The sequence below is a fragment of the Actinomadura sp. WMMB 499 genome (assembly GCF_008824145.1).
Lineage (GTDB): Bacteria > Actinomycetota > Actinomycetes > Streptosporangiales > Streptosporangiaceae > Spirillospora.
Map to the genome: position 1 here is coordinate 8,422,965 of NZ_CP044407.1, position 20,410 is coordinate 8,443,374.

A 20,410-nucleotide genomic window follows, 5' to 3' on the forward strand; every position below is an offset into this window, starting at 1 on the left:
CGTCTTCTCAGTAGGACCTGGGCAGCTTGAGCACCTTCTCCGACAGGAAGTTCAGGATCATGTGCGGGCTCACCGGCGCGGTGCGCGGGATGAGCACCTCCCGCAGGTAGCGCTCCACGTGGTACTCCTGCGCGTAGCCCATGCCGCCCAGCGTCAGCATCGCGGTGTGGCACGCCTCGAACCCGGCCTCGGCGGCCAGGTACTTGCCGGTGTTCGCCTCGACACCGCAGTCCAGCCCTTGGTCGAACATCGTGGCGGCCTTCATGACCATGAGGTTCGCCGCCTCGAGCTGGGCCCAGCACTTGGCGAGCGGGTGCGCGATGCCCTGGTTCATCCCGATCGGACGGTCGAAGACGACGCGCTCGTTCGCGTAGCGGGCGGCGCGGTCGATCGCGGCGCGGCCGAGCCCGGTGGCCTCGGCGGCGAGCAGGATCCGCTCCGGGTTGAGCCCGTGCAGGATCAGCTTGAAGCCGTCGCCCTCGGCCCCGATCCGGTCCTCCTCGGGGATCCACAGGTCGGTGATGAACAGCATGTTCGAGTCGACGGCGTGCCGGCCCATCTTGTCGATCTTGCGAACCTCGATCTTGGACCGGTCGAGGTCGGTGAAGAACAGCGACAGCCCGTCGGTCTTGCGCTTCACCTCGTCGAGCGGGGTGGTGCGGGCGAGCAGCATCATCTTGTCCGCCACCTGCGCGACGGAGATCCAGATCTTCTCGCCGTTCACCAGGTAGCCGCCGTCGCGCCGCTCCGCGCGGGTCCGCAGCTTCGTCGTGTCGAGCCCGGCGTCCGGCTCGGTCACCGCGAAGCAGATGCGGTGGTCGCCGGTGAGTACCGGCGGGATCATCCGCCGCCGCTGCCCCTCGGTGCCGAACAGGTTCACCGGCTGCATGCTGAACACGGGGCCGTGGATGCTCGACGCGGCCGTCATCCCGCCGCCGGACTCGGCGACGGCCTGCATCATGATCGCCGCCTCGGTGATGCCGAGGCCGCCGCCGCCGACGTCCTCCGGCATCGCGACGCCGAGCCAGCCGGACTCCGCCATCGACTTGTGGAAGTCGTGCGGGAAGACGCCCTCGTGGTCGCGCTGCATCCAGTACTCGTCGGGGAAACGGGAGCAGTGCTCCAGGACGGCGTCCCGGATGCCGCGCTGGTCGTCGGTGAGCGTGAAGTCCATGATCGTCCAATCAGGCGGGGCCGAGGCCGAGTTCGTCCAGCACCTCGCCGGTGTGGCCGCCGAGCCGGGGCGCGGGGCCCGCGACCCGGCCGGGCGTCCGGGAGAACCAGGCGGGCGCGCCGGGGAAGCGCACCGGGCCGTTCGGCGTCTCGACCGTCTCGAAGAAGCCGGCCTCGTTCAGGTGGGGGTTGTCGAAGAGTTCGTCGAGCGTGCGGACGGGCGCGGCCGGGATGTCGAGGGACCGCAGCAGTTCGAGCCACTCGCCAGTGGTGCGTTCCAGGAACGTCTTCTCCAGCAGCGCGTAGACGGTGTCGATCTGGCGCGCGCGCTGTTCGAGGGTCGCGAACCGCTCGTCCGCCCACGCCGGGCGGACCGCCCCGACGAACGCCGTCCACTGCTTGTCGTTGTAGACGAGCGCCGAGACGTGCCCGTCCTTGGTGCGGTAGGGCTTGCGGTTGGGCGCCAGCGCGCGGGGGTAGCCCGCGGGGCCCAGCGGAGGGTCGAACATCGCGCCGTTGGCGTGCTCGACCAGCATGAACGCCGCCATCGTCTCGAACATGGCGACCTCGACTTCCTGGCCCTCGCCCGTCCGCTCCCGGTGGAACAGCGCCATCATCGTCGCGTACAGGGCCGTCAGCCCGGCCACCTTGTCCGCCAGGATCGTGGCCGCGTAGCCGGTCTCGCCGGTCAGCGCCTGCTGGGCCGACGGCAGGCCGCACTCCGCCTGGATCGTGTCGTCGTAGGCGGTGAGGTCGGCGTCCGGGCCGCGCCGCCCGTAGCCGTAGCAGTTGGTGTAGACGATGGACGGGTTGATCGCGGCGACGTCCGCGTAGCCGAACCCGAGCGCGTTGACGGCCCGCCCGCGCATCGAGTGGACGAACACGTCGCTCGTCCGGACGATCTCGCGCAGCGCCGCCGCGCCCTCGGGGCCGCGCAGGTCGAGCACGACGCTGCGCTTGCCGCGGTTCACGTTGACGAAGACTCCCGCCATGCCCGGTTCGGGCCCCACCGAGATGTAGCGGGTGTTGTCGCCTGCCGGGGGCTCGACCTTGATGACGTCCGCGCCCATGTCGGCCATGATCTGGGTGCAGTAGGGGCCCATGACCATCGCGGTCAGGTCGACGACGCGCACCCCGGAGAGCGGGCCTGTGTGGTTCATTCCTGCGAGCCTCCGCGGGGGGTCTGATCGGAACGGCCCTGATCGGGACTATAGGTAGAATACTTGTAAGGATAGTGATATCAACATCGGGTGAGCAGCAGCCAGCCTGACGAAGCGGCATCCGGGGGGCTCCGCCGGATGCCGGGCGCGATCGCCGAAGTCCTGGACGCCGCGCTCGTCGAGCGTCCGCACGCCACCGCCGTCGAGGCCGCCTCCGGCGCCTGGACGTACGCGGAACTGGACGACCGGGCGAGCCGGGCCGCGGGGGCGCTGTGGTCCCTCGGGGTGCGGCCGGGCGACCGGGTCGCCGCCTGCCTGCCCAACGACCTCGACATCGTCGCGGCCTTCCACGGCGCGCAGCGGATCGGGGCGATCTGGGCGGGCGTCGGGGAGGCCCTCGCCGAAGCGGAGCAGCGCGACCTGCACGACCTGTGCGAACCGGCCGTCCTGCTCGCCGGGGCGCGCTGCCGGATCGACGTGCCCGGCCGCGTCGACCCCGACCGCTGGGCCGGGCTGCTGGAGCGCGGCGAGGAGGCGCCCCCAGTCGAGGTGGACGCCGACGCGCCCGCGGGCATCGCCTTCACCAGCGGCACGTCCGGACGTCCGAAGGCGGTCGTGCACGGGCAGCACAACCTGCTGCTGCCCGGTGCGGCCCTGGTCGCCGCCCGCGGCTGGGGCCCCGACCTGCGCAAGGGCGACAGCTTCCCGCTGACGATCCTCAACCTGATGGTGCTGTCCACGCTGCTCACCGCGCAGGCGGGCGGCTGCTCCATCCTGATGGACCGGCGGGACGTCGAAGGGGTCGCCGGGTGGATCGCGGGCCACCGGGTCACGGTGTGGAACGCCGCCCCCGCGCAGCTCTACGACCTCGCCGGGCGCCCCGACCTGGACCTGTCCTCGCTCCGCGAGGTGTGGAGCGGCGGCAGCGACACCCCGGACGCGGTGCGCCGCGCGTTCGCCGAGACCCACGGGATCGTCCCGCGCGCTACCTACGGCCTGACCGAGGCGCCGACCGTCGTCTCCATCGACCCGCCGGGGGACGAGTGGCGCCCGCGCGCGAGCGGGCGGCCGCTCCCGCACTTCGACGTCGCCGCCTACGACGACGCGGGCGACCGGCTGCCGCCCGGCGAACTCGGCGAACTGCGGCTGGACGGGACGGCCGAGGGCCCGTGGGCGGGCGCGTGGCGGCCGATGCTCGGGCACTGGGAGAACGGCGGCGTCCGCCCGCGCGATCCCGGGCTCGTCCCCACCGGGGACATCGGGACGGTCGACGCCGACGGCTGGGTGACGATCCTCGACCGCAAGAAGCTCGTCATCGTCCGCGGCGGGGCGAACGTCTACCCGCTGGAGGTGGAGCGGGTCCTCGGCGCGCATCCGGACGTGGACGGCGTCGCGGTGTGCGGGGTGCCGGACGAGCGGCTCGGGCAGCGTGTGGCCGCCGTCCTGGAGGGCTCCGGGCCCGCGCCCGACACCGCGGCGCTCGCCGAGCACTGCCGCCGCGACCTCGCGCCGTACAAGGTGCCGGAGATCTGGGTCCGGGTCGGCGCGCTGCCGGTGAACGCGATGGGCAAGGTGCAGCGGGCGGGGCTTCCGGAGATGGTCGAGCGGCAGCGGGAGACGGGAGCGCACGAGTGGACGGGCCGATGAGCGGGGCGGGAGAGAACGAGGCGGGGGCGCCCGCGGGTGCCGCCGCGCGGATGTTCGGTCTCGACGGCCGGGTCGCGATCGTGACGGGGGCCTCGTCCGGCCTGGGCGCGGCGGTGGCCGAGGCGCTCGCCGCGCTTGGCGCGCGGGTCGCCGTGGTGGCGCGCCGCCGCGACCGGCTCGACGCGCTGGCCGGGCGGATCGGCGGGCTCGCCGTCGCCTGCGACCTGTCCGACCCGGAGCGCGCCGGTTCCGTCGTCGAAGCGGCGGCGCAGGGGTTGGGGCCGCCGGAGATCCTGGTCAACGCCGCCGGGAGCATGTTCACCGAGGAGCGCGCCGAGGCCGAGCCGCTCGACGCCGTCCGCCGGACCCTGGACCTCAACCTGGTGGCGCCGCTGGTCCTCGCGCAGGCCGCCTTCCCGCACATGCGCGACGCCGGGCGGGGGACGATCGTCAACGTCTCGTCCATCAGCGGGCTGGTCGGCGTGCCGGGCATCCCGCAGGCGTCCTACGCGGCGAGCAAGGCGGGGCTGTCGGGGCTGACCGCCGAGCTGGCGGTGCAGTGGGCGCGGCACTCGATCCGGGTGAACACGGTCGCGCCCGGCTTCTTCCGCAGCGAGATCACCGGCCCGCTCTACGACAGCGAGCGCGGCGCCGAGTACCTCCGCCGCAACACGCCGCTGCCGAAGGAGGGCACCCCGGACGACGTCGTCGGCGCCGTCGTGTGGCTCGCCGGGGACGCCGGGAGCTACGTCACCGGGCAGACGATCGTCGTCGACGGCGGCTGGACCGCGCGCTAGATGTGGGTGCCGCGGCTGGCCTGCATCGCCTGCCGCGCCTGCGCCGACGACGCGTTGACGACGTCGTCGTCGAAGCGGTCGAGGAGCAGCTTCTGGGTGGCGGCGAGGTGGGAGCGGGCCAGCCGCCCCGCCTCCCGGTGGCGGCCGGCGGCGATCTCGTCGCGGATCCGGCCGTGGATGCCGACGACGCTCTCCGCCTCCTCCCGGGACGGGTACTCGCCGCGCCGGGTGAGCGCCTCCGCCCACGTCACCTCCTGCGCCGACCACAGGGCGACGAGGCTGCTGACGATGTAGCGGACCGTCGCGTTCGGGGTGCAGGACACCAGCAGGTCGTGGAACTCCCGGGCCGTGCGGGTGAAGGCGAGGCCGTCCCCGATCAGCTCCGCGCACGCGTCGATGTTGGCGGTCAGCGCGGGGACGACCGTCTCCGCCCGGTCGGGGCGGCGGGCGCACTCGGCGGCGCACATCGGCTCCAGCGTCTGCAGCCCCTCGGCGAGGTCCCGCAGCGTGACCCGGCCGCCCTGGAGGGCGAGGCCGAGGTGGTACGCGGCGGACGCGCCGTCGGGGCGGTGCACCTCGGCCCCGCCGACGTTGCCGCGCCGGACCGTCACCAGGCCCTCGGTCTCGAGGATCCGCAGCGCCTCGCGGACCGAGGGGTAGCTGACGCCGAACTCCTGGACGAGCTGGTCCTGGGTGGGCAGGCGATAGGCGTCGTCGCCCGCGAGGATCCGGCCGCGCAGCTCGTCGGCGACCGTCTCGGCGATGCGGCGTTGCGGGACACGGGTCTGTCGGATGGGCGTCACGCAGTCGGCTCCTTGAGATCCCTGTGCATGCCGCGATTATACTGTCCGGCACGGGATTGCGAGTATTGCAATCCTTATAAGGTTAGCTTACCGTACGCTCCATGGACTTCACGATGGGGCCGGCCGCCGCCGAGCTCCGCGGCGAGCTGCGCCGGCTGGTGGGCGAGCACGTCCCGCCCGGCTACCTCGGGGCCTTCACCGACGACCCGGCCGACCTCGAGACCGCGCAGAAGTTCTGCCGGCTGCTCGCCGAGCGGGGCCTGCTCTGCCCGGCCTGGCCGGCGGAGTACGGCGGACGGGACGCCTCGCACTGGGAGCAGACGGTCGTCCGCGAGGAGATGTGGGCGCACCACGAACCGCGCGGCGCCCAGTACATGGGCGTCAACTGGGTCGGGCCGACGATCATGCGGCACGGCACCGCGGAGCAGCGGCGCGCCCACCTGCCGCCGATCGCCCGCGGCGAGGTCATCTGGTGCCAGGGCTTCAGCGAGCCCGACGCGGGCTCGGACCTGGCGTCGCTGCGCACCTCGGCCCGGCGCGACGGCGACGGCTGGGCGATCTCCGGCCAGAAGGTCTGGACCTCCTACGCGACCATGGCACAGTGGTGCTTCCTGCTCGCCCGCACCGCCCGCCGCGAACGCAAGCAGCAGGGGCTGACGATCTTCCTCGTGCCGATGGACGCCCCCGGCGTCGAGGTCCGGCCGATCGACACCCTGATGGGACCGCACCACCTGAACGAGGTGTTCCTCGACGACGTGCGCGTCGGCCCCGGCGCGGTGCTCGGCGAGATCGACGAGGGCTGGACGGTCGTCCAGGAGGTCCTGTCGTTCGAGCGGGTGGGCATCGCCCGCTACGCGCGCTGCGAGCGGCTGCTGCAGGCCGCCCCGCGCGTCCTCGGCAGTGCCTGGGACGGGCTTCCCGCCGAGCTGCGCGTGCGGTGGGCGCGGATGCTGACGCACTGCCGCCGCGCCCGCCTGCTCGCCTACCGCGTGATCGCGATGCAGCAGGAGGGCCGGGTCAGGCCGAACGACGCCGCGGCCTACCGGATCGCGGTGACCCGCCTCGACCAGGAGAGCGCGGACGTCCTCGCGGAGATCGCCGAGTACGCCGGGCCGGACGGCTCGGGCGCCGGAGACGACGAGACCGCCCTGTTCCGCCGCGCCGTCGAGGACCACCGCAAGTACTCGCACGCCTCGACCGTCGCCTCCGGAAGCATCGACGTCCAGCGCATGCTGCTGGCCCGCGCCCTGCTGGCGGCGTCATGATCATCGAACTGAGCGACGAGGCCGCCGAGTACGGGCGGCAGGCGATGCGCGCGTTCGAGGCCGCCGGCGGGGACGCGCTCGTCCAGCGGGCCGAGCTCGACCCCGGCGGCCGTGCGGAGGCGGTGGTACCGGTCCTGGACGGGCTCGGCGCGTGGGAGCTCGACCCGCGCGGCGACCCCGCCGACCTGGAGGCCGCCGCCGCGCTGTGCCGCGCCGCCGGGCACTGGGCCCTCCCGTACCCGGTGGCCGAGCGCCTCGCCCGTCCCGCCGATCCGGCCTCCGACGCGCTCGCGGTCGTCGCCGGCGCCGCGCCCGCGGCCCCCGCCGCGGGCCTCGACCTGCGCTGGACCGCGGTGACCCTGGACGGCCGGCGCGGCGCCGCGACCGCCCTCCCGTCGGCCGACGGACCCCGCACCAGCGCGTTCGTCACCGGGCTCGACGTCGGTCCGCTCGACGCGGACGGCACGGGTGACGCGGCCCTCGGCCTCGTCCTGCCGTGCTGGACGCTCCTCGGGATGCTCGACCGCGCGATCGGCCTCACCCGCGCGCACGTGCTCGCCCGCGAGCAGTTCGGCCGTCCGCTCGCGAAGCAGCAGGGCGTCCAGTTCCAGCTCACCGACGCCGAGGTGGAGCGCAGCGGCGTGGAGGCCCTCGCGAAGTACGCGCTGTGGAGCGTGCAGGCCGGCCTGCCCGAGGCACTGGAAGACGCGCTCGCGCTGCGGCTCGCCGCACTCGAGGCGGCCGACGCGGTGTTCCGCACCGCGCACCTGCTGCACGGGGCGATCGGCTTCTGCGACGAGTCGCCGCTGTCGTGGGTGTCGCGGTACAGCCGGCCGATCCGGCGGCTGCCGCTCGGCCTGTCCGCGACCCGCGAGCGGCTCACCCGCGAGATCGGCCACCGCGGCCTCACCGGGCTGTTCCCGGGGGGCGACCGGTGACGGGCGCCGCACTCGACGACTTCCGCGCGGGCGTCCGCGACTGGTGCCGGGAGCACGTCCCGAAGGACTGGCGGCCCGCGCAGACGGGCGTCCCGGACGAGGAGTTCGTCGCCTTCCAGAAGGAGTGGTTCCAGGAGCTGCGGCGCGCCGGGTTCGCCGTCCCGCACTGGCCGCGGGAGTGGGGCGGCGGCATGCCCGTGCCCGAGCAGGCCGTGCTCTACGAGGAACTCGCCGCCCACGACGCGCCCCGGCTCGTCCTCGCGTTCGTCTCCATCCACCACGCCGCGTCCACGCTGCTCGCCGCCGGCACCGACGCGCAGCGGCGGCGGCACCTGCCCGCCATCCTCGACGGCGAGATCTGGGTGCAGGGGTTCTCCGAACCCGACGCCGGCTCCGACCTCGCCGCGCTGCGGGCGTCCGCGCGCCGCGAGGGCGACACCTACGTCGTCAACGGGCAGAAGTGCTGGGCGAGCGGCGCCGCGCACGCCGACTGGTGCCTGCTGCTGGCCCGCACCGACCCGGACGCGCCGAAGCGGCGCGGCATCTCCTACTTCCTGATGGACATGCGGACGCCCGGCATCGACGTCCGCCCCACCCGGCAGGCGACGGGCGAGTCGCACTTCTGCGAGATCTTCCTGGACGACGTCGCCGTCCCGGCCGCGAACCGCATCGGGGCGGAGAACGCGGGCTGGCGGGTCGCGCAGGAGACCCTCGGCGCCGAACGCGGCATGACCATGCTGGAACTCGCCGAACGGCTCGGCGGCGGCTTCCGCCGGCTGGTCGAGCTGTGCGGGCGGACCGGCGCGCTCGACGACCCGCTGACGGCGGACCGGCTCGCCGCCCTGGAGATCGAGCTGACGGGGCTCCGCGCGCTGTGCGCGAAGCTGGTGGCGGCCGACCGGCCCGGCCCGGCGGACGCCTCGATCGTGAAGCTGTTCTACAGCGAGCTGCTGCAGCGGATCACCGACCTCGGCACCGAGGCCGCCGGGCTCGCCGCCCACACCGACCTGCGCAAACCCCTGTCGAGCGGATGGGAGTCGGGCGCCTGGCCGCTGGACTTCCTCGCCTCGTGGGAATGGACGATCCCCGGCGGGACCAGCGAGATCCAGCGCACCATCATCGGCGAGCGCGGTCTCGGCCTGCCCCGCGAACCGAGGGAGGGCTGATGCCCGCGGACCTGTCGGAGTTCCACGACGAGCTGCGCGCGTCCGCGTCCGGCCTGCTCGCCCAAGGCGCGGACTGGGCGGCGATCGCCGGGGCCGGATGGCCCGGCCTGGAGGTCCCGGCCGCGTTCGACGGCGCGGACGGCACCTTCGCCGAGGTCGCGGTCGTCCTGCGGGAGATCGGCAGGGCAGCGGCGCCCGGCCCCTACCCGTCGGTCGCCGCGCTCGCGATCGGGACGCTCGACCTGCTGCACCCGGGCCCGGTCCGGGACGGCCTGCTCCGCGCGGCCGTCGCGGGCACCGCCGTGCCCGTCGTCGCGATCGACGCCGAGGGCACCGAGGCGTTCCGCCTCACCGGCGCTTCGGGACCGGACGGCGCGCGCCTGCACGGCTCGGCCGGGTTCGTCCTCGACGCCCCCGCCGCCGACCGCGTCCTCGTCCCGGCCCTCGAACCGGACGGGACGGCCGTCGTCGTCGACGTCGACCCGGCGGAGCTGACCGTCGGGGACCGGCCCGTCCTGGACGCGACCCGGAGCCTCGGGCGCGTCGCGGCCGACGGCGCCGCCGTCCGTCCGGAGTCGGTGCACCGCTTCCGCGTCCCGGACGCGCCGCGGCGGCTGCGCGACCGGGCCGCGGTCGCCGTGGCCTGCGACAGCCTCGGGATCGCCGAGGCCATGCTCGACGCGACCGTCGCGCACACGAGCGTCCGGCACCAGTTCGGCCGCCCGGTCGGCTCTTTCCAGGCGGTGAAGCACGCGTGCGCCGACATGCTCGTCCAGGTGACGGTGGCCCGCGAGCTGGTGGACGCGGCCGTCCGGGCCCAGGCGGACGGCGGGCCGGACGCGGCCGCCGCGTCCGCCATGGCGAAGTCGTACGCCTGCACGGCGGCCGTCGAGGTCGCCGGGAAGGCGATGCAGCTGCACGGCGGCATGGGGTACACGTGGGAGAGCGGCGTCCACGTGTACCTCAAGCGCGCCGCGCTCAACCGCTCGCTGTTCGGCACGCCCGCGCAGCACCGCGCCCGCCTGGCCGGGCGCCGCGCCCGCCGCTGAGGCGGACGCTCCCGGCGTCAGTGCTCCCGGTGTCAGAGGGGGCGTTCCTCGAGGACCTTGCGCAGCTTCTCCTGGGCCCGCGCGGCCTCCCGGGCGCGGTAGGCGATCGGCATGTACCGGAGCCGCTCGGGCAGCAGCGGCGTGCTCCGGCCGATGACCGCGCCGACGGCGCGCAGGCGGCGCTCGTCCGCGCCGGACCAGGAGAGGCCGAGCTTGGCGCGGGCGGCGGGCGGCAGCGTGCCGACGGTGATGAGCCGGCCGAGCCTGCCGCCGACCAGGCTCAGCGGCGCCACCACCGGACGCAGCCGCGCCGGGACGTTCGGCGGCACCTGGTCCATGCGGTCCAGGACCTCGAGTGCGACCTTGTGCGGGACGAGCGTGTTCTCGACCATGTCGTCGAAGTAGTCCCAGTAGTCGGCGATGGTCGCCGGGAACATCCGCTCGGGCACCTGCAGGATGCGGCCGAGGTCGAGGAACTCGGCGTAGACCTGCCGCTGCTCCTCCTCGCTCATCGGCTCCGGCGCGAAGTAGCGGGACGCGGTGACCGCGGCGTAGAAACCGGTCAGGTGCACCCACGCCCACGGCTCGGCGGACAGCGCGTGGTGCCGGTTCCCGTCCTCGTCGACGGCGCTGAGCGGCTTGTGCATCTCGCGGAGCCGGCGGCCCTCGTCGATCGCGTCCTGCCCGCCGTACACCCAGGTCTGCACCGACGCGAAGCTGCGCATGGCACGTCCCACCGGGTCTGTGCGGAAGCTCGACAGCCGGTCCACCACGGTGCCGATCGCCGGGTGCATGGACTGCAGGATGAAGACGCTGTTGCCGGCCACCGCCGAGCTGTACAGGCCCATCGTGTCCCAGAGGATCGAGCCCGGCCCGAAGGGGACGGGTTCGCGCGCGCGTTCCCGGGGCTCGCGTTCCCGTGGCTCGCGTGCCGGGGCGATCTGCTCGGTCGTCATCTCCTCGTCCCTTCCTTCCGCAGACAGGGTGCGTCGGGATAAGTTGAACGCGAATAAGCAGTCGCTTACAAGTCGCGTTTCGCCGAGAGGTCGCCGATGAGCCGCCCACCTGGACTGACGCCCCGGAGGATTCCCCGGCAGGACCGCTCGCGCCGGACGGTCGAGGGCATCCTGGACGCCGCCACTCGCGTTCTCGCCGAGCGCGGGTACGACGGCGCGTCCACCAACCGCATCGCGGCGGCCGCCGGCATCAGCAACGGATCGCTGTACCAGTACTTTCCGAACAAGGACGCCATCATGGTCGCGGTGGTGGACCGGTTCGCCGACCACCTCACCGAGCGGCTCGGCGCCCAGATCGAGGCCACCATGCACGAGCCGTGGCCGGTCGCGGGCCGGGCGCTGCTCGACGTCCAGATCCGGCTCTTCCAGGAGCACGCCGACCTGCTGCGCATCATCGTCGAGCAGATCCCGCGGCTCGGTCCGTTCGACAAGCTCGCGGGGCTGCAGCGGCGGCTGACCGACCTGGTCCGCGTCCAGCTGCTCCTGAACCGTTCGGCGTTCCGCGACGACCTGGACATCGACACGACGCTGTGGATGCTGACCGAGATCGTCGGCTCGGTCTCGGTCAGGTACGTGCTCGACCGTCCGTCCATCCCGCACGAGCGCATGGTGGACGAGCTCGCCGACCTGGTCATCGGCTACCTGCGCGGCCGGGAGTCCTAGCCGGTCCGGACTTGACACCACGTTTGCAGTCTCTTGGGGCTTTGGTACCGTCATGTCCCAAAATTGGCGCCCTGGGCGCCGGAAACATCGACCAGTGCCCGCCGTCGCCCGAGCCGTACCGGCTCGCGGGCTGACGGCGGCGACGCCGAGTCCGCGCCGCGCGCGGAGCCGGGGAACCAACGCGGCGGCGTCCGGACCACGGTCCGCGGCACCGCGCAGGGGTGAATCGACGCCTTGCCAGACGAGGCGGTCGTAGGGCGTCTTCCATGCCCGAATCCGACAGCTAACCCGGTAGGCGGCATGGAAGGAGAAGCCGTGATACATCGGCATGTCAGCAAGGTCTCCGCACCGCTGGCCGGGATGGCGCTGGCGGGCATCTTCGCCGGTTCGCTCGCCCTGGCGTCGGCCGGCGGCGACGGCCCCGGCGGACCGGGGGCCGCGACGCTCTCGGCGAACCACGCCGAACCGACCGAGAAGTCCGCGGACTCGGGCGAGCAAGACGAGCAAGACAAGAAGGACGAGCGCGAGGACGCTCCGCCCGCCCTCCCGGCCGACTGCGAGCCGGACGAGGCCGCGGAGCTCGAGTACACCAACGGGCGGATCCCCGACGAGGACCTGTGCCCGCTGCCGCAGGAGGACGAATCGCTCCGCGCCGACGCGGCGGCCGCCTTCTACAAGCTGAACGCCGCCTACCACGAGCGCTTCGGCGAGCAGATGTGCGTCCGCAGTTCCTATCGCAGCTACGAGAGGCAGGAGGAGTTGTACCGGAGCATGCCGTCGGGCATGGCCGCGGCACCGGGCAACAGCAACCACGGCGACGGCCTCGCCGCCGACCTGTGCGGCGGCGTCGAGGAGGAGGGCACGCCCGAGTTCGAGTGGCTGGAGGACAACGCCGAGGAGTACGGCTGGATTCACCCTGACTGGGCCTACAGCAACCCGTACGAGCCCTGGCACTGGGAGTTCGACGCCGGCCGGAACGGCTGACCCGTCCCGGACGCCGCGAGGCACGGCCGCACCGGCCGTGCCTCGCGGCGACGCTCCACCTCCGCTTCCCCCGCGACGTCTCGTCCGGGACGTCCGGCGAGCCGGGAGAGTGCGTCGGGGGGATCTGCGGGTTCCCACCGAACGAGGCTGATAGTAACGTTCTCGTTAAACGTGAACATTGCTCTCTCGGGTGGCCGGTCGGACGAAGGAACGAGCGCCCGCGCGCCGCCACCGGGGCGGGGCAATCCGGTTTCCAGGCGCGGATCGCAGGCGACGACAAGGACTCATTCCCCATGAAACTCGAGAACGCCCTCAGCATCCCCGTACCGGTCGCGGAGGCGTGGCGGGTGCTGCTGGACATCGAGCGGATCGCGCCGTGCGTGCCCGGGGCGACGCTCACCGCGCGCGACGGCGACGCCTACAGCGGCAAGATCAAGGTCAAGCTCGGACCGATCGGCCTCACCTACAGCGGCACCGTCACCTTCGTCTCCCAGGACGAGGAGGCCCGGGTCGCGGTCCTGGAGGCCGCCGGGCGGGAACTGCGCGGCAACGGCACCGCCAAGGCGGTCGTCACCTGCCGGCTCGTGGCCGCGGGCGAGGCGACCGACGTCCTGGTGGAGACCGACCTCGCCATCACCGGCAGGCCCGCGCAGTTCGGCCGCGGCGCGCTCACCGAGGTCGCCGGCGCGCTCATCGACCGGTTCGCCGACAACCTCGCGGCCGAACTCTCCGCCGGTCCGGCGTCCGGCCCGGACGAGGAAGAACGGGCCCGGACGCCGGACGCGTCCGAGAAGTCCGAGACGTCCGGGAACGGTGCGGCGCCGTCGAACACGGTGCCGTCCAACACGGCGCCGTCCAACACGGTGGCGCCCCGCGCGCCCGCCGCACCGGTCGACCTGCTCGGCGCCGCCGGCGGCGGAGCCCTCAAGCACGCCGGCCCCGTGGCGGCCGGGACGGCGCTGCTCCTCGGCCTGCTCGTCGCCCGCCGGGTCCTCGGACGGCGCGCGTCCCGCTCGGCGTCCTAGCGAGCGCGGGCGCGACGCGTCGGTCCGCCGCCCTCGCCCCGATCGTCGGGTGATCCGGTACCACCGCCCGGAGCGCGGGCGGTGGTACCGCGTCAGCCCGCCGTCCGGGGCGCCGCCGGATGGCGGGTCAGGCCGTCCAGCAGCGCGCCGAGGGCGAGTTCGAAGCTGTCCTCGTCGATCTCCTGGGCGAACTCGGGCAGCAGGTACGCCTGCTGGAGGTGCGGGTAGCGGTCGCCGTACACGGCGGCGTCGTCGCTGAACCCGCCGGAGAACGAACCGATCCCCGCGCCGACCACCAGGTACTTCACGGACGCGCCGATCATGGTGGCCAGCCGCGGCGGCCATCCGGCGCGGACGAGGCAGCCGTGGACGGCGTCCGCCCGGCGCAGCATCTCCTCGAACCTGCCGGGACCGTAGGCGATCAGCGGCACGATGTGCGGGTGCGCGCGCAGCGCCGCCCGGTACGAGCGCGCCCAGGACGCCAGGCCCGCCCGCCAGTCGTCGCCCTCGAGGCCGGAGTAGTCGACCTTGTCGATGACCTCGTCGGCGACGTCCTCCAGCAGCTGCTCCTTGGTCGGGTAGTGGCTGTACAGCGATGGCGCCTGGACGCCGAGGCGTTTGGCCAGCCCCCGCATGGTCAGCTCGGCCAGCCCCGCGCCGTCGATCATCTCCAGTGCCGCCGCGCGGATGCGCTCGCGGCTCAGCAACGGCGTGCTCGGTCGTGCCATCGGTCTCCCTCGTCGGTGCCGCGTGCGCGGCCGGTGCGGTGCGGTGCCCGGGGGACCGCGTCCCGCGGACCGAACCGGGCCTTGAAAACCATACAACGTTAGTTATACGGTCTCCCCTGCCTAACAACGTTCGGTTTAAGTTCGGGTGGAGAGGACGCCGTCGATGTCGGATCAGCCGGGACCGGGGCTGCTGCGCTCCCTGTTCCAGCCGCGGACCGTGGCCGTGATCGGTGCCTCGGACGACCCCGCGAAACTGTCGGGCCGTCCCGTCGACTACCTCCAGCGGTTCGGTTTCGCGGGCAGGATCGTCCCCGTCAACGCCCGCCGGGAGGAGGTGCAGGGCCTGCGCGCCTTCCCGGGCATCGCGGCCTACCGCGAGACGCCCGTCGACCTGGCGATCATCGCGCTGCCCGCCCCGGCCGTGGCCGCGGAGCTGCGCGCCTGCGCCCGCGCCGGGGTGCCCCTGGCCGTCGTGTTCGCCTCGGGCTTCGCCGAGGCCGCGGGGGAGGGGGCCCGGCTGCAGCGGGAACTGCGGGAGATCTGCGCCGAGACCGGCATCCGGCTGCTCGGCCCGAACTGCCTGGGCGGCATCGCGACGGCGGGCGGGGTCGTCCCGACGTTCACCTCCGCGCTCGACGGCGACGTCCGCCTCACGCCCGGACCGGTCGCCATCGTGAGCCAGAGTGGGGCATTTGGAACGTTCCTCTTCAGTGCGGCGCAGGCCGCGGGGATGGGCATCGGCTACTTCGCCAACACCGGCAACGAGGTGGACGTGACCGCGCCCGAGCTGATGTGCGAACTGCTGGAGAGCGACGACGTCGGCGTCGTGCTCGGCTACCTCGAGGGGATCTCCGACCCCGCGGCGCTGCTGCGGGCCGGACGCGCGGCCGCGCGGGCGCGCAAGCCGCTCGTCCTCGTCAAGGTGGGGGTCACCGAGGAGGGCGCGCGCGCCGCCGCCGCGCACACCGGTGCGCGGCCCGTCGAGGACGGGCCGGTCGACGACGTGCTGGACCAGCTCGGCGTCGTCCGCGCCGGGGGGCTCGAGGAGATGATCGACATCGCCGGCCTGCTCGCCGCCGGGCGCCGCCCCGCCGGAGACCGGCTCGCCGTGCTCACCATGTCCGGCGGCGCCGGCGTGCTGCTGACCGACGGCGCGATCGCCGCGGGCATGTCCGTCCCCGCCTGGTCGCCCCGCTGGCGCGACCGGGTGGCCGAGGTCGTCCCGCCCTACGGGTCCGCGCGCAACCCCCTGGACATCACCGGCTCGTTCCTGAAGTCCCCGGAGATCCTCGAGCGCGTCCTCGACGTCGCGCTCGAACATCCGGACACCGACGTCATCACCGTCCTGCTGGGCAACGCCGACCGCGAGTCCGACCGGGTGGTCGAGACGCTGACGGCGGCCTACGCGCGGACGTCCAAGCCCATGCTCGTCGTCTGGACCGGGGGCAGCGGACGGCCGCGCGAGCTGCTCGCCCGGGCCGGTGTCCCCGTCTACACCGACCCCGCCCGCGCCGTCCGGGCCCTGTCCGCCCTGATGCGCCACGCGCTGCGTCCCGCCCCCGAGCGGGTCCCCGCCCGGGATCCGGGCGGCCGCGGCATCGCGGATCTCGCGCGCGAGCTGGAGGCGGCGGACGGAGCCGACGGCGGCGGGCGGCCGATCGTGACGGCCCACGACGGCGCGTTCGGCCCGATGATCTCGATCGACCCGGCGGCCCCGGTGGGGCGCCGCACCCACGGGACCGCCCCGGTGGACCCCGCGCACGCGCGGCGCATGCTCGCCCGCGCGGGATTCGACGCGCCGCCCGGACGGGCCGGCCTGCTGTCCCGGCTGTCGGCGTTCGCCGCCGGACCCGGCGGGGCCCGCGGCCGCGTGCGGCTCGGTGACGCGCCCGCCGGAGGAGAACCCGTGGATCCGCAACCGCGAGTGGAGGGATGAACGACATGTCATTGCTGGAAGGACGCAACGCGGTGGTGACGGGAGGCGCGCAGGGCATCGGCCGCGAGACCGCCCGCGTCTTCGCCGAGCAGGGCGCCCGCGTGCTGATCGGCGACCTGGACGCCGAGCGGGCCGAGCGCACCGCCGCGGAACTGTCCGCGGCCGGGGCCCGGGTGGTGGCCCGCGGCTGCGACGTCACCTCCGAGACGGACGTCCAGGCGCTCGTCGCCGCGTGCGTCGCCGAGTTCGGGTCGCTCGACGTGATGGTGAACAACGCCGGCATCACCCGCGACGCGACCATGCGCAAGATGACGGCGGACGACTTCGACGCGGTGGTCGGCGTGCACCTGCGGGGCGCCTGGCTCGGCACCCGCGCCGCGTCCCTGGCCATGCGCGAGCAGGGGAGCGGATCGATCGTCAACCTGTCGTCGATCTCCGGCAAGGTCGGCAACATCGGGCAGACCAACTACAGCGCCGCCAAGGCGGGGATCGTCGGCCTGACCAAGGCCGCGGCCAAGGAGACGGCGTACCTGGGCGTCCGGGTCAACGCGATCCAGCCCGGCCTCATCCGCACCGCGATGACCGCGGCGATGCGGCGGGACATCCTCGAGCAGCGGGAGAAGGACATCCCGATGCAGCGTGCCGGGGAGCCCGGCGAGGTCGCGAACGTCGCGCTCTTCCTCGCGTCCGACCTGTCCAGCTACATGACCGGAACGGTTCTAGAGGTGACCGGTGGCCGCCACATCTGAGGCGCGCGGGGACGGTGCGCCACCGGCCGGCGCCCGCGCGATCGACGCCCGCGAGGTCGACGCCCATCTGGCGGACCTGCGCCGCCGCCAGGAGGCCGCCTGGCCCGCGGAGATGCCGCGCGAGACGCGCTACCCGCTCGGCGAGCGCGCCGTCACCGACTACCTGCGGGCGCACGCCGAACGCGACCCCGGCCACCCGGCGATCGTGTTCTACGGGCGCGTCCTCACCTACGGCGACCTGGACGAGCTCAGCGACCGGTTCGGCGGCTGGCTGGAGGCCCGCGGCGTCCGGCCCGGCGACCGGGTCGGCGTGTGCCTGCCCAACTGCCCCCAGTTCGTGATCGCGATGCTGGGGATCCTCAAGCTGGGCGCCGTGCACGTACCGGTGAACCCGATGTTCCGTGAGCAGGAGCTGCGGCACGAACTGGCCGACGCGGGCGTCGAGGTCCTGGTCGTCCAGGACACCGTCGCGCCGCTGGTCGAGAACGTCCGGGACGGGACAGCCGTGCGGGAGACGCTCGTCACCGCCGTGTCCGACATGCTGCCCGACCGGCCCGACCTGCCGCTGCCGCGCTCGTGGACGGCCCCCGGCCCGGACGCCCCGCCGAGCGGCTGGGCGGAGGTGGAACGTTCCGTCCGCCTCGGGCGGCGGCCCGCCGACCTCGACGCCCCCGCCGCGCTCAACTACACCGGCGGCACCACCGGCCTGCCCAAGGGCTGCGTCCACACCCAGCGGCACATGCTCTACACGGCCGCCGGGAGCGCCGCGGGATGGGGCGTCACCGGCCCGTCCGACGTCCTGATCATCTACACGCCGATCTTCTGGATCTCCGGGGAGAACTCCGGCGTCCTCGTCCCGCTCCTCACCGGGAGCACGACGGTGCTGATGGGCCGCTGGGACCCGGCGGCCGTCCTGGACGCCGTCGGGCGGTACGGCGCCACCGCGATGAGCGGCACGGTCGACAACTACGTCGAGCTGATGGACCACCCCACGTTCTCCGGCCGCGACCTGTCGACGCTGCGGCACGTGCGGGCGATGTCGTTCGTCCGCAAGCTCACCCCGGACGTGCGCGACCGGTGGCGGCGCGCGGTCGGCGCGCACAGCGTCCTGCGCGAGGGGTCGTACGGCATGACCGAGAGCCACACCTCCGACACCTTCACCCGCGGGTTCCAGGAGGGGGACGCCGACCTGCGCTCCGAACCGGTGTTCTGCGGGCTGCCCGTCCCCGGCACCGAGTTCATGGTGGTCGACCCCGAGACCGGCGCACCGCGCCCGATCGGGGAGGCGGGCGAGATCTGGTTGCGGACCCCGTCCGCCCTCACCGGGTATTGGCGCGCTCCGGAGGCCACCGCGGACGTGCTGCGCGACGGGTGGCTGCGGACCGGCGACAACGGGCGCGTCGACGGGCGGGGCTGCCTCAGCTACCTCGGCCGCCGCAAAGAAATGATCAAGGTGAACGGGATGAGCGTCTTCCCGGCCGAGGTGGAGTCCCTGCTCGGCCGGCATCCCGGCGTGCGCGCCGTGGCGGTGGTCCCGGTCGACGACCCCGCGACCGGGCAGCTGCCGCTGGCCCATGTCCGTCCGGAGCCGGACGCCGGCCTCGACGCGGCGTCGCTGACCGCGTGGGCGCGGGAGCAGATGGCGCCCTACAAGGTGCCGCGGATCCGGATCGTCGACGAACTCCCGATGACCGCCACCGGAAAGATCAAGAAATCGGAGCTGGCGCCGAAGGAGGCGCGATGACCATCGCGAGCGGGATCGGCCGTGCCCGGCGGGCGGCCTGCGTGCTGCTGGCGGCCCTGCTGCCGGTGTCCGGCTGCGGCGTGCTGTCCGGCGCGGACGGCGCCGGGACGTCGGCGAACGACGTCACGATCGCCGTGACGGCCTCGTTCCCCGACTTGGATCCGCACCGCAGCACGTCGAACGTCAACTACCTGGTCAACCACGAGAACGTCTACCAGGGACTGGTCCGGCTGGACGGCACCGGGAACCGGGTCCTGCCGTCCCTGGCCACCGCCTGGGAGACGGTGGACACCGACACCTACAGATTCGAGCTGCGCGAGGGCGTCACCTTCCACAACGGCGAGCCGTTCGACGCGGAGGCGGCGGCGTTCAGCGTCGACCGGGTCATCGGCGACGAGCGCAGCGCGGACCTGGCCTCGTACTTCACCAGGGTCGAGGCGGCGCGGGCGACCGGGCCCCACACCGTCGAGATCGACACCGACGGGCACGTGCCCGACCTGCTGCTCAACCTGACCAACCTGATGATGGTCCCGCCGGTCAAGGCGCGCGAGGACGGTGGCGACGCGCTCACGGACGAACCCACCGGGACCGGTCCGTACCGGTTCGTCCGCAAGTCCACCGACAGCATCCTGCTCGAACCCTTCCGGGAGCACTGGGCCGGGCCGCCGCCGGACCGGCGCGTCGAGGTGATCTCCCGGCCTGAGGCGTCCAGCGAGATCGCGGGATTGCGCGCCGGGGAGATCGACATCGCCTACGACATCCCGCGCGAGCTCGTCGGGCAGCTGCCCAAGGAGGTCTCGGCGCCCGTCCTGGAGACGGTGGTCCTGCGGCTGAACGGGCTCGGCGGGGCGACCGCCGACCCCCGCGTCCGCCGCGCGATCAACATGGCGGTCGACCGCCGGACGCTGCGCGAGGCGCTCGTGGGGAGAAGTACAGCGTCGACCCGAAGTGCCAGTTCGCGCCCCCGGGCGTGGTCGGGCACGACCCCGCACTGAACGACACCACCCCCCACGACATCGCCGCCGCGCGTGCGCTCGTCCGTGCGGCGGGCGCCGACGGCACGAAGATCCGGCTGGTCAGCGTGCAGGGACGGTACCCGAAGTCGCGGGAGATCGTGGAGGCCGCGGCCGCCCAGATCGAGCGCACCGGCCTCGAGGTGGAGCTGCGCATCCTCAACAACCAGAACTGGCTCGCGGAGATCTACGCGACCGGCGCCGGCCGTCCGGACGCTGCGCTGATCGGCGTCAACGTCGACCAGTGGAACGTGCTGCAGCCCTTCGACAGCATCGTCTCCGACTCCTCCTCGCTCAGCACGTTCCCGCACGAGCGGTACCCGGAGGTGGCCCGCCTCATCGGCGAGTCCCGGTCGCTCGAGGATCCCGACCGGCGGCAGGCGCTCCAGCGGGAGGCGTCCCGGGCCGTCTGCGCGTCCGACGCGTTCGTCTGGCTGTACGGCTACCACCAGATCTGGGGCGCCCAGGAATCGGTGAGCTGGGACGTCCGCCGCGACAACAAGATCGTGTTCTCCGGCATCCGCATCGCCCCCTGACGGGCCCGCGGCCCACCC

Annotated in this window: 19 protein-coding genes and 1 riboswitch; of the genes, 14 read left to right on the top strand and 5 right to left on the bottom strand. The window is 73.7% G+C overall.

Annotated features, from left to right (window positions below):
• Positions 1-7: 7 nt before the first annotated feature.
• Together F7P10_RS38465 and F7P10_RS38470 are read right to left on the bottom strand one after the other, a co-directional pair.
• Positions 8-1,174, bottom strand: a complete 1,167-nt coding sequence (locus F7P10_RS38465) for an acyl-CoA dehydrogenase family protein (RefSeq protein WP_151016938.1) — start codon at positions 1,172-1,174, stop codon at positions 8-10.
• 10 nt (positions 1,175-1,184) lie between these two features.
• On the bottom strand, positions 1,185-2,333 hold the full coding sequence (locus F7P10_RS38470) for a CaiB/BaiF CoA-transferase family protein (RefSeq protein WP_151016939.1): 1,149 nt from the start codon (positions 2,331-2,333) through the stop codon (positions 1,185-1,187).
• A 90-nt stretch (positions 2,334-2,423) separates the two neighbouring features.
• Here F7P10_RS38470 and F7P10_RS38475 point away from each other — a divergent pair, with 90 nt between their 5' ends.
• Both F7P10_RS38475 and F7P10_RS38480 read left to right on the top strand, forming a co-directional pair.
• Complete coding sequence (locus tag F7P10_RS38475; RefSeq protein WP_218040260.1) at positions 2,424-3,980, top strand: class I adenylate-forming enzyme family protein; 1,557 nt, start codon at positions 2,424-2,426, stop codon at positions 3,978-3,980.
• On the top strand, positions 3,977-4,777 hold the full coding sequence (locus tag F7P10_RS38480; protein ID WP_176611817.1) for an SDR family NAD(P)-dependent oxidoreductase: 801 nt from the start codon (positions 3,977-3,979) through the stop codon (positions 4,775-4,777). Before F7P10_RS38475 ends, F7P10_RS38480 begins: the two co-directional genes overlap by 4 nt.
• On the opposite strand, the gene F7P10_RS38485 is transcribed toward F7P10_RS38480, so the two are convergent.
• Positions 4,774-5,580: a FadR/GntR family transcriptional regulator gene (locus tag F7P10_RS38485; RefSeq protein WP_151016940.1), complete on the bottom strand. Its 807-nt coding sequence runs from the start codon at positions 5,578-5,580 to the stop codon at positions 4,774-4,776. The two genes, F7P10_RS38480 and F7P10_RS38485, sit on opposite strands and share 4 nt — an antisense overlap.
• 101 nt (positions 5,581-5,681) lie before the next feature.
• Between F7P10_RS38485 and F7P10_RS38490 the strand changes: the two genes are divergently transcribed.
• From F7P10_RS38490 to F7P10_RS38505, 4 genes are read left to right on the top strand one after another with little or no spacing between them, the layout of a single operon-like run.
• Positions 5,682-6,845 carry an acyl-CoA dehydrogenase family protein gene (locus F7P10_RS38490; RefSeq protein WP_151016941.1) on the top strand — a complete coding sequence of 388 codons (1,164 nt, stop codon included), beginning with the start codon at positions 5,682-5,684 and terminating at the stop codon, positions 6,843-6,845.
• Positions 6,842-7,783, top strand: a complete 942-nt coding sequence (locus tag F7P10_RS38495) for an acyl-CoA dehydrogenase family protein (RefSeq protein WP_151016942.1) — start codon at positions 6,842-6,844, stop codon at positions 7,781-7,783. The genes F7P10_RS38490 and F7P10_RS38495 overlap by 4 nt, the downstream gene beginning before the upstream one ends.
• Complete coding sequence (locus tag F7P10_RS38500) at positions 7,780-8,949, top strand: acyl-CoA dehydrogenase family protein (protein WP_151016943.1); 1,170 nt, start codon at positions 7,780-7,782, stop codon at positions 8,947-8,949. Before F7P10_RS38495 ends, F7P10_RS38500 begins: the two co-directional genes overlap by 4 nt.
• Positions 8,949-9,998, top strand: coding sequence for an acyl-CoA dehydrogenase family protein (locus F7P10_RS38505; RefSeq protein WP_151016944.1), 1,050 nt, complete (start codon positions 8,949-8,951; stop codon positions 9,996-9,998). Before F7P10_RS38500 ends, F7P10_RS38505 begins: the two co-directional genes overlap by 1 nt.
• A gap of 32 nt (positions 9,999-10,030) precedes the next feature.
• Here F7P10_RS38505 and F7P10_RS38510 read toward each other — a convergent pair whose 3' ends face one another.
• Positions 10,031-10,954, bottom strand: a complete 924-nt coding sequence (locus F7P10_RS38510) for an oxygenase MpaB family protein (RefSeq protein WP_151016945.1) — start codon at positions 10,952-10,954, stop codon at positions 10,031-10,033.
• 96 nt (positions 10,955-11,050) lie between these two features.
• Between F7P10_RS38510 and F7P10_RS38515 the strand changes: the two genes are divergently transcribed.
• From F7P10_RS38515 to F7P10_RS38525, 3 genes are all read left to right on the top strand, one after another.
• A complete protein-coding gene (locus tag F7P10_RS38515) occupies positions 11,051-11,677 on the top strand; it encodes a TetR/AcrR family transcriptional regulator (protein ID WP_151016946.1) in 627 nt (208 codons plus the stop codon).
• Between the two features lie 133 nt (positions 11,678-11,810).
• Positions 11,811-11,989: riboswitch (cyclic di-AMP (ydaO/yuaA leader) on the top strand.
• A 3-nt stretch (positions 11,990-11,992) separates the two neighbouring features.
• Positions 11,993-12,661 carry a D-alanyl-D-alanine carboxypeptidase family protein gene (locus F7P10_RS38520; RefSeq protein WP_254716239.1) on the top strand — a complete coding sequence of 223 codons (669 nt, stop codon included), beginning with the start codon at positions 11,993-11,995 and terminating at the stop codon, positions 12,659-12,661.
• A 293-nt stretch (positions 12,662-12,954) separates the two neighbouring features.
• Positions 12,955-13,686 carry an SRPBCC family protein gene (locus F7P10_RS38525; protein WP_151016948.1) on the top strand — a complete coding sequence of 244 codons (732 nt, stop codon included), beginning with the start codon at positions 12,955-12,957 and terminating at the stop codon, positions 13,684-13,686.
• Between the two features lie 92 nt (positions 13,687-13,778).
• On the opposite strand, the gene F7P10_RS38530 is transcribed toward F7P10_RS38525, so the two are convergent.
• On the bottom strand, positions 13,779-14,414 hold the full coding sequence (locus F7P10_RS38530) for a TetR/AcrR family transcriptional regulator (protein WP_151016949.1): 636 nt from the start codon (positions 14,412-14,414) through the stop codon (positions 13,779-13,781).
• Positions 14,415-14,577: 163 nt separating this feature from the next.
• On the opposite strand from F7P10_RS38530, the gene F7P10_RS38535 reads away from it, so the two are divergent.
• Genes F7P10_RS38535 through F7P10_RS38555 form a run of 5 tightly spaced genes read left to right on the top strand, consistent with a single transcriptional unit; the run spans position 14,578 to position 20,392 of the window.
• A complete protein-coding gene (locus F7P10_RS38535; RefSeq protein ID WP_151016950.1) occupies positions 14,578-16,350 on the top strand; it encodes an acetate--CoA ligase family protein in 1,773 nt (590 codons plus the stop codon).
• Positions 16,351-16,355: 5 nt separating this feature from the next.
• Positions 16,356-17,099: a 3-oxoacyl-ACP reductase FabG gene (gene fabG / locus F7P10_RS38540; protein WP_151016951.1), complete on the top strand. Its 744-nt coding sequence runs from the start codon at positions 16,356-16,358 to the stop codon at positions 17,097-17,099.
• Positions 17,083-18,843 carry an AMP-binding protein gene (locus F7P10_RS38545; RefSeq protein ID WP_218040261.1) on the top strand — a complete coding sequence of 587 codons (1,761 nt, stop codon included), beginning with the start codon at positions 17,083-17,085 and terminating at the stop codon, positions 18,841-18,843. Before fabG ends, F7P10_RS38545 begins: the two co-directional genes overlap by 17 nt.
• Positions 18,840-19,838 (top strand): ABC transporter substrate-binding protein, encoded by a 999-nt coding sequence (locus F7P10_RS38550; protein ID WP_151016952.1) that lies wholly within the window; start codon positions 18,840-18,842, stop codon positions 19,836-19,838. Before F7P10_RS38545 ends, F7P10_RS38550 begins: the two co-directional genes overlap by 4 nt.
• Entirely contained in the window at positions 19,814-20,392 is a 579-nt protein-coding gene (locus F7P10_RS38555) for a hypothetical protein (RefSeq protein WP_151016953.1), read from the top strand. The genes F7P10_RS38550 and F7P10_RS38555 overlap by 25 nt, the downstream gene beginning before the upstream one ends.
• The last annotated feature ends 18 nt before the right edge of the window (positions 20,393-20,410 follow it).

Coding starts and splice junctions, on each gene's coding strand:
- F7P10_RS38465 (WP_151016938.1), bottom strand. CDS start 1,174: ATGGACTTCACGCTCACCGACGACCAGCGCGGCATCCGGGACGCCGTC.
- F7P10_RS38470 (WP_151016939.1), bottom strand. CDS start 2,333: ATGAACCACACAGGCCCGCTCTCCGGGGTGCGCGTCGTCGACCTGACC.
- F7P10_RS38480 (WP_176611817.1), top strand. CDS start 3,977: ATGAGCGGGGCGGGAGAGAACGAGGCGGGGGCGCCCGCGGGTGCCGCC.
- F7P10_RS38490 (WP_151016941.1), top strand. CDS start 5,682: ATGGACTTCACGATGGGGCCGGCCGCCGCCGAGCTCCGCGGCGAGCTG.
- F7P10_RS38495 (WP_151016942.1), top strand. CDS start 6,842: ATGATCATCGAACTGAGCGACGAGGCCGCCGAGTACGGGCGGCAGGCG.
- F7P10_RS38505 (WP_151016944.1), top strand. CDS start 8,949: ATGCCCGCGGACCTGTCGGAGTTCCACGACGAGCTGCGCGCGTCCGCG.
- F7P10_RS38510 (WP_151016945.1), bottom strand. CDS start 10,954: ATGACGACCGAGCAGATCGCCCCGGCACGCGAGCCACGGGAACGCGAG.
- F7P10_RS38515 (WP_151016946.1), top strand. CDS start 11,051: ATGAGCCGCCCACCTGGACTGACGCCCCGGAGGATTCCCCGGCAGGAC.
- F7P10_RS38525 (WP_151016948.1), top strand. CDS start 12,955: ATGAAACTCGAGAACGCCCTCAGCATCCCCGTACCGGTCGCGGAGGCG.
- F7P10_RS38530 (WP_151016949.1), bottom strand. CDS start 14,414: ATGGCACGACCGAGCACGCCGTTGCTGAGCCGCGAGCGCATCCGCGCG.
- F7P10_RS38535 (WP_151016950.1), top strand. CDS start 14,578: ATGTCGGATCAGCCGGGACCGGGGCTGCTGCGCTCCCTGTTCCAGCCG.
- fabG (WP_151016951.1), top strand. CDS start 16,356: ATGTCATTGCTGGAAGGACGCAACGCGGTGGTGACGGGAGGCGCGCAG.
- F7P10_RS38550 (WP_151016952.1), top strand. CDS start 18,840: ATGACCATCGCGAGCGGGATCGGCCGTGCCCGGCGGGCGGCCTGCGTG.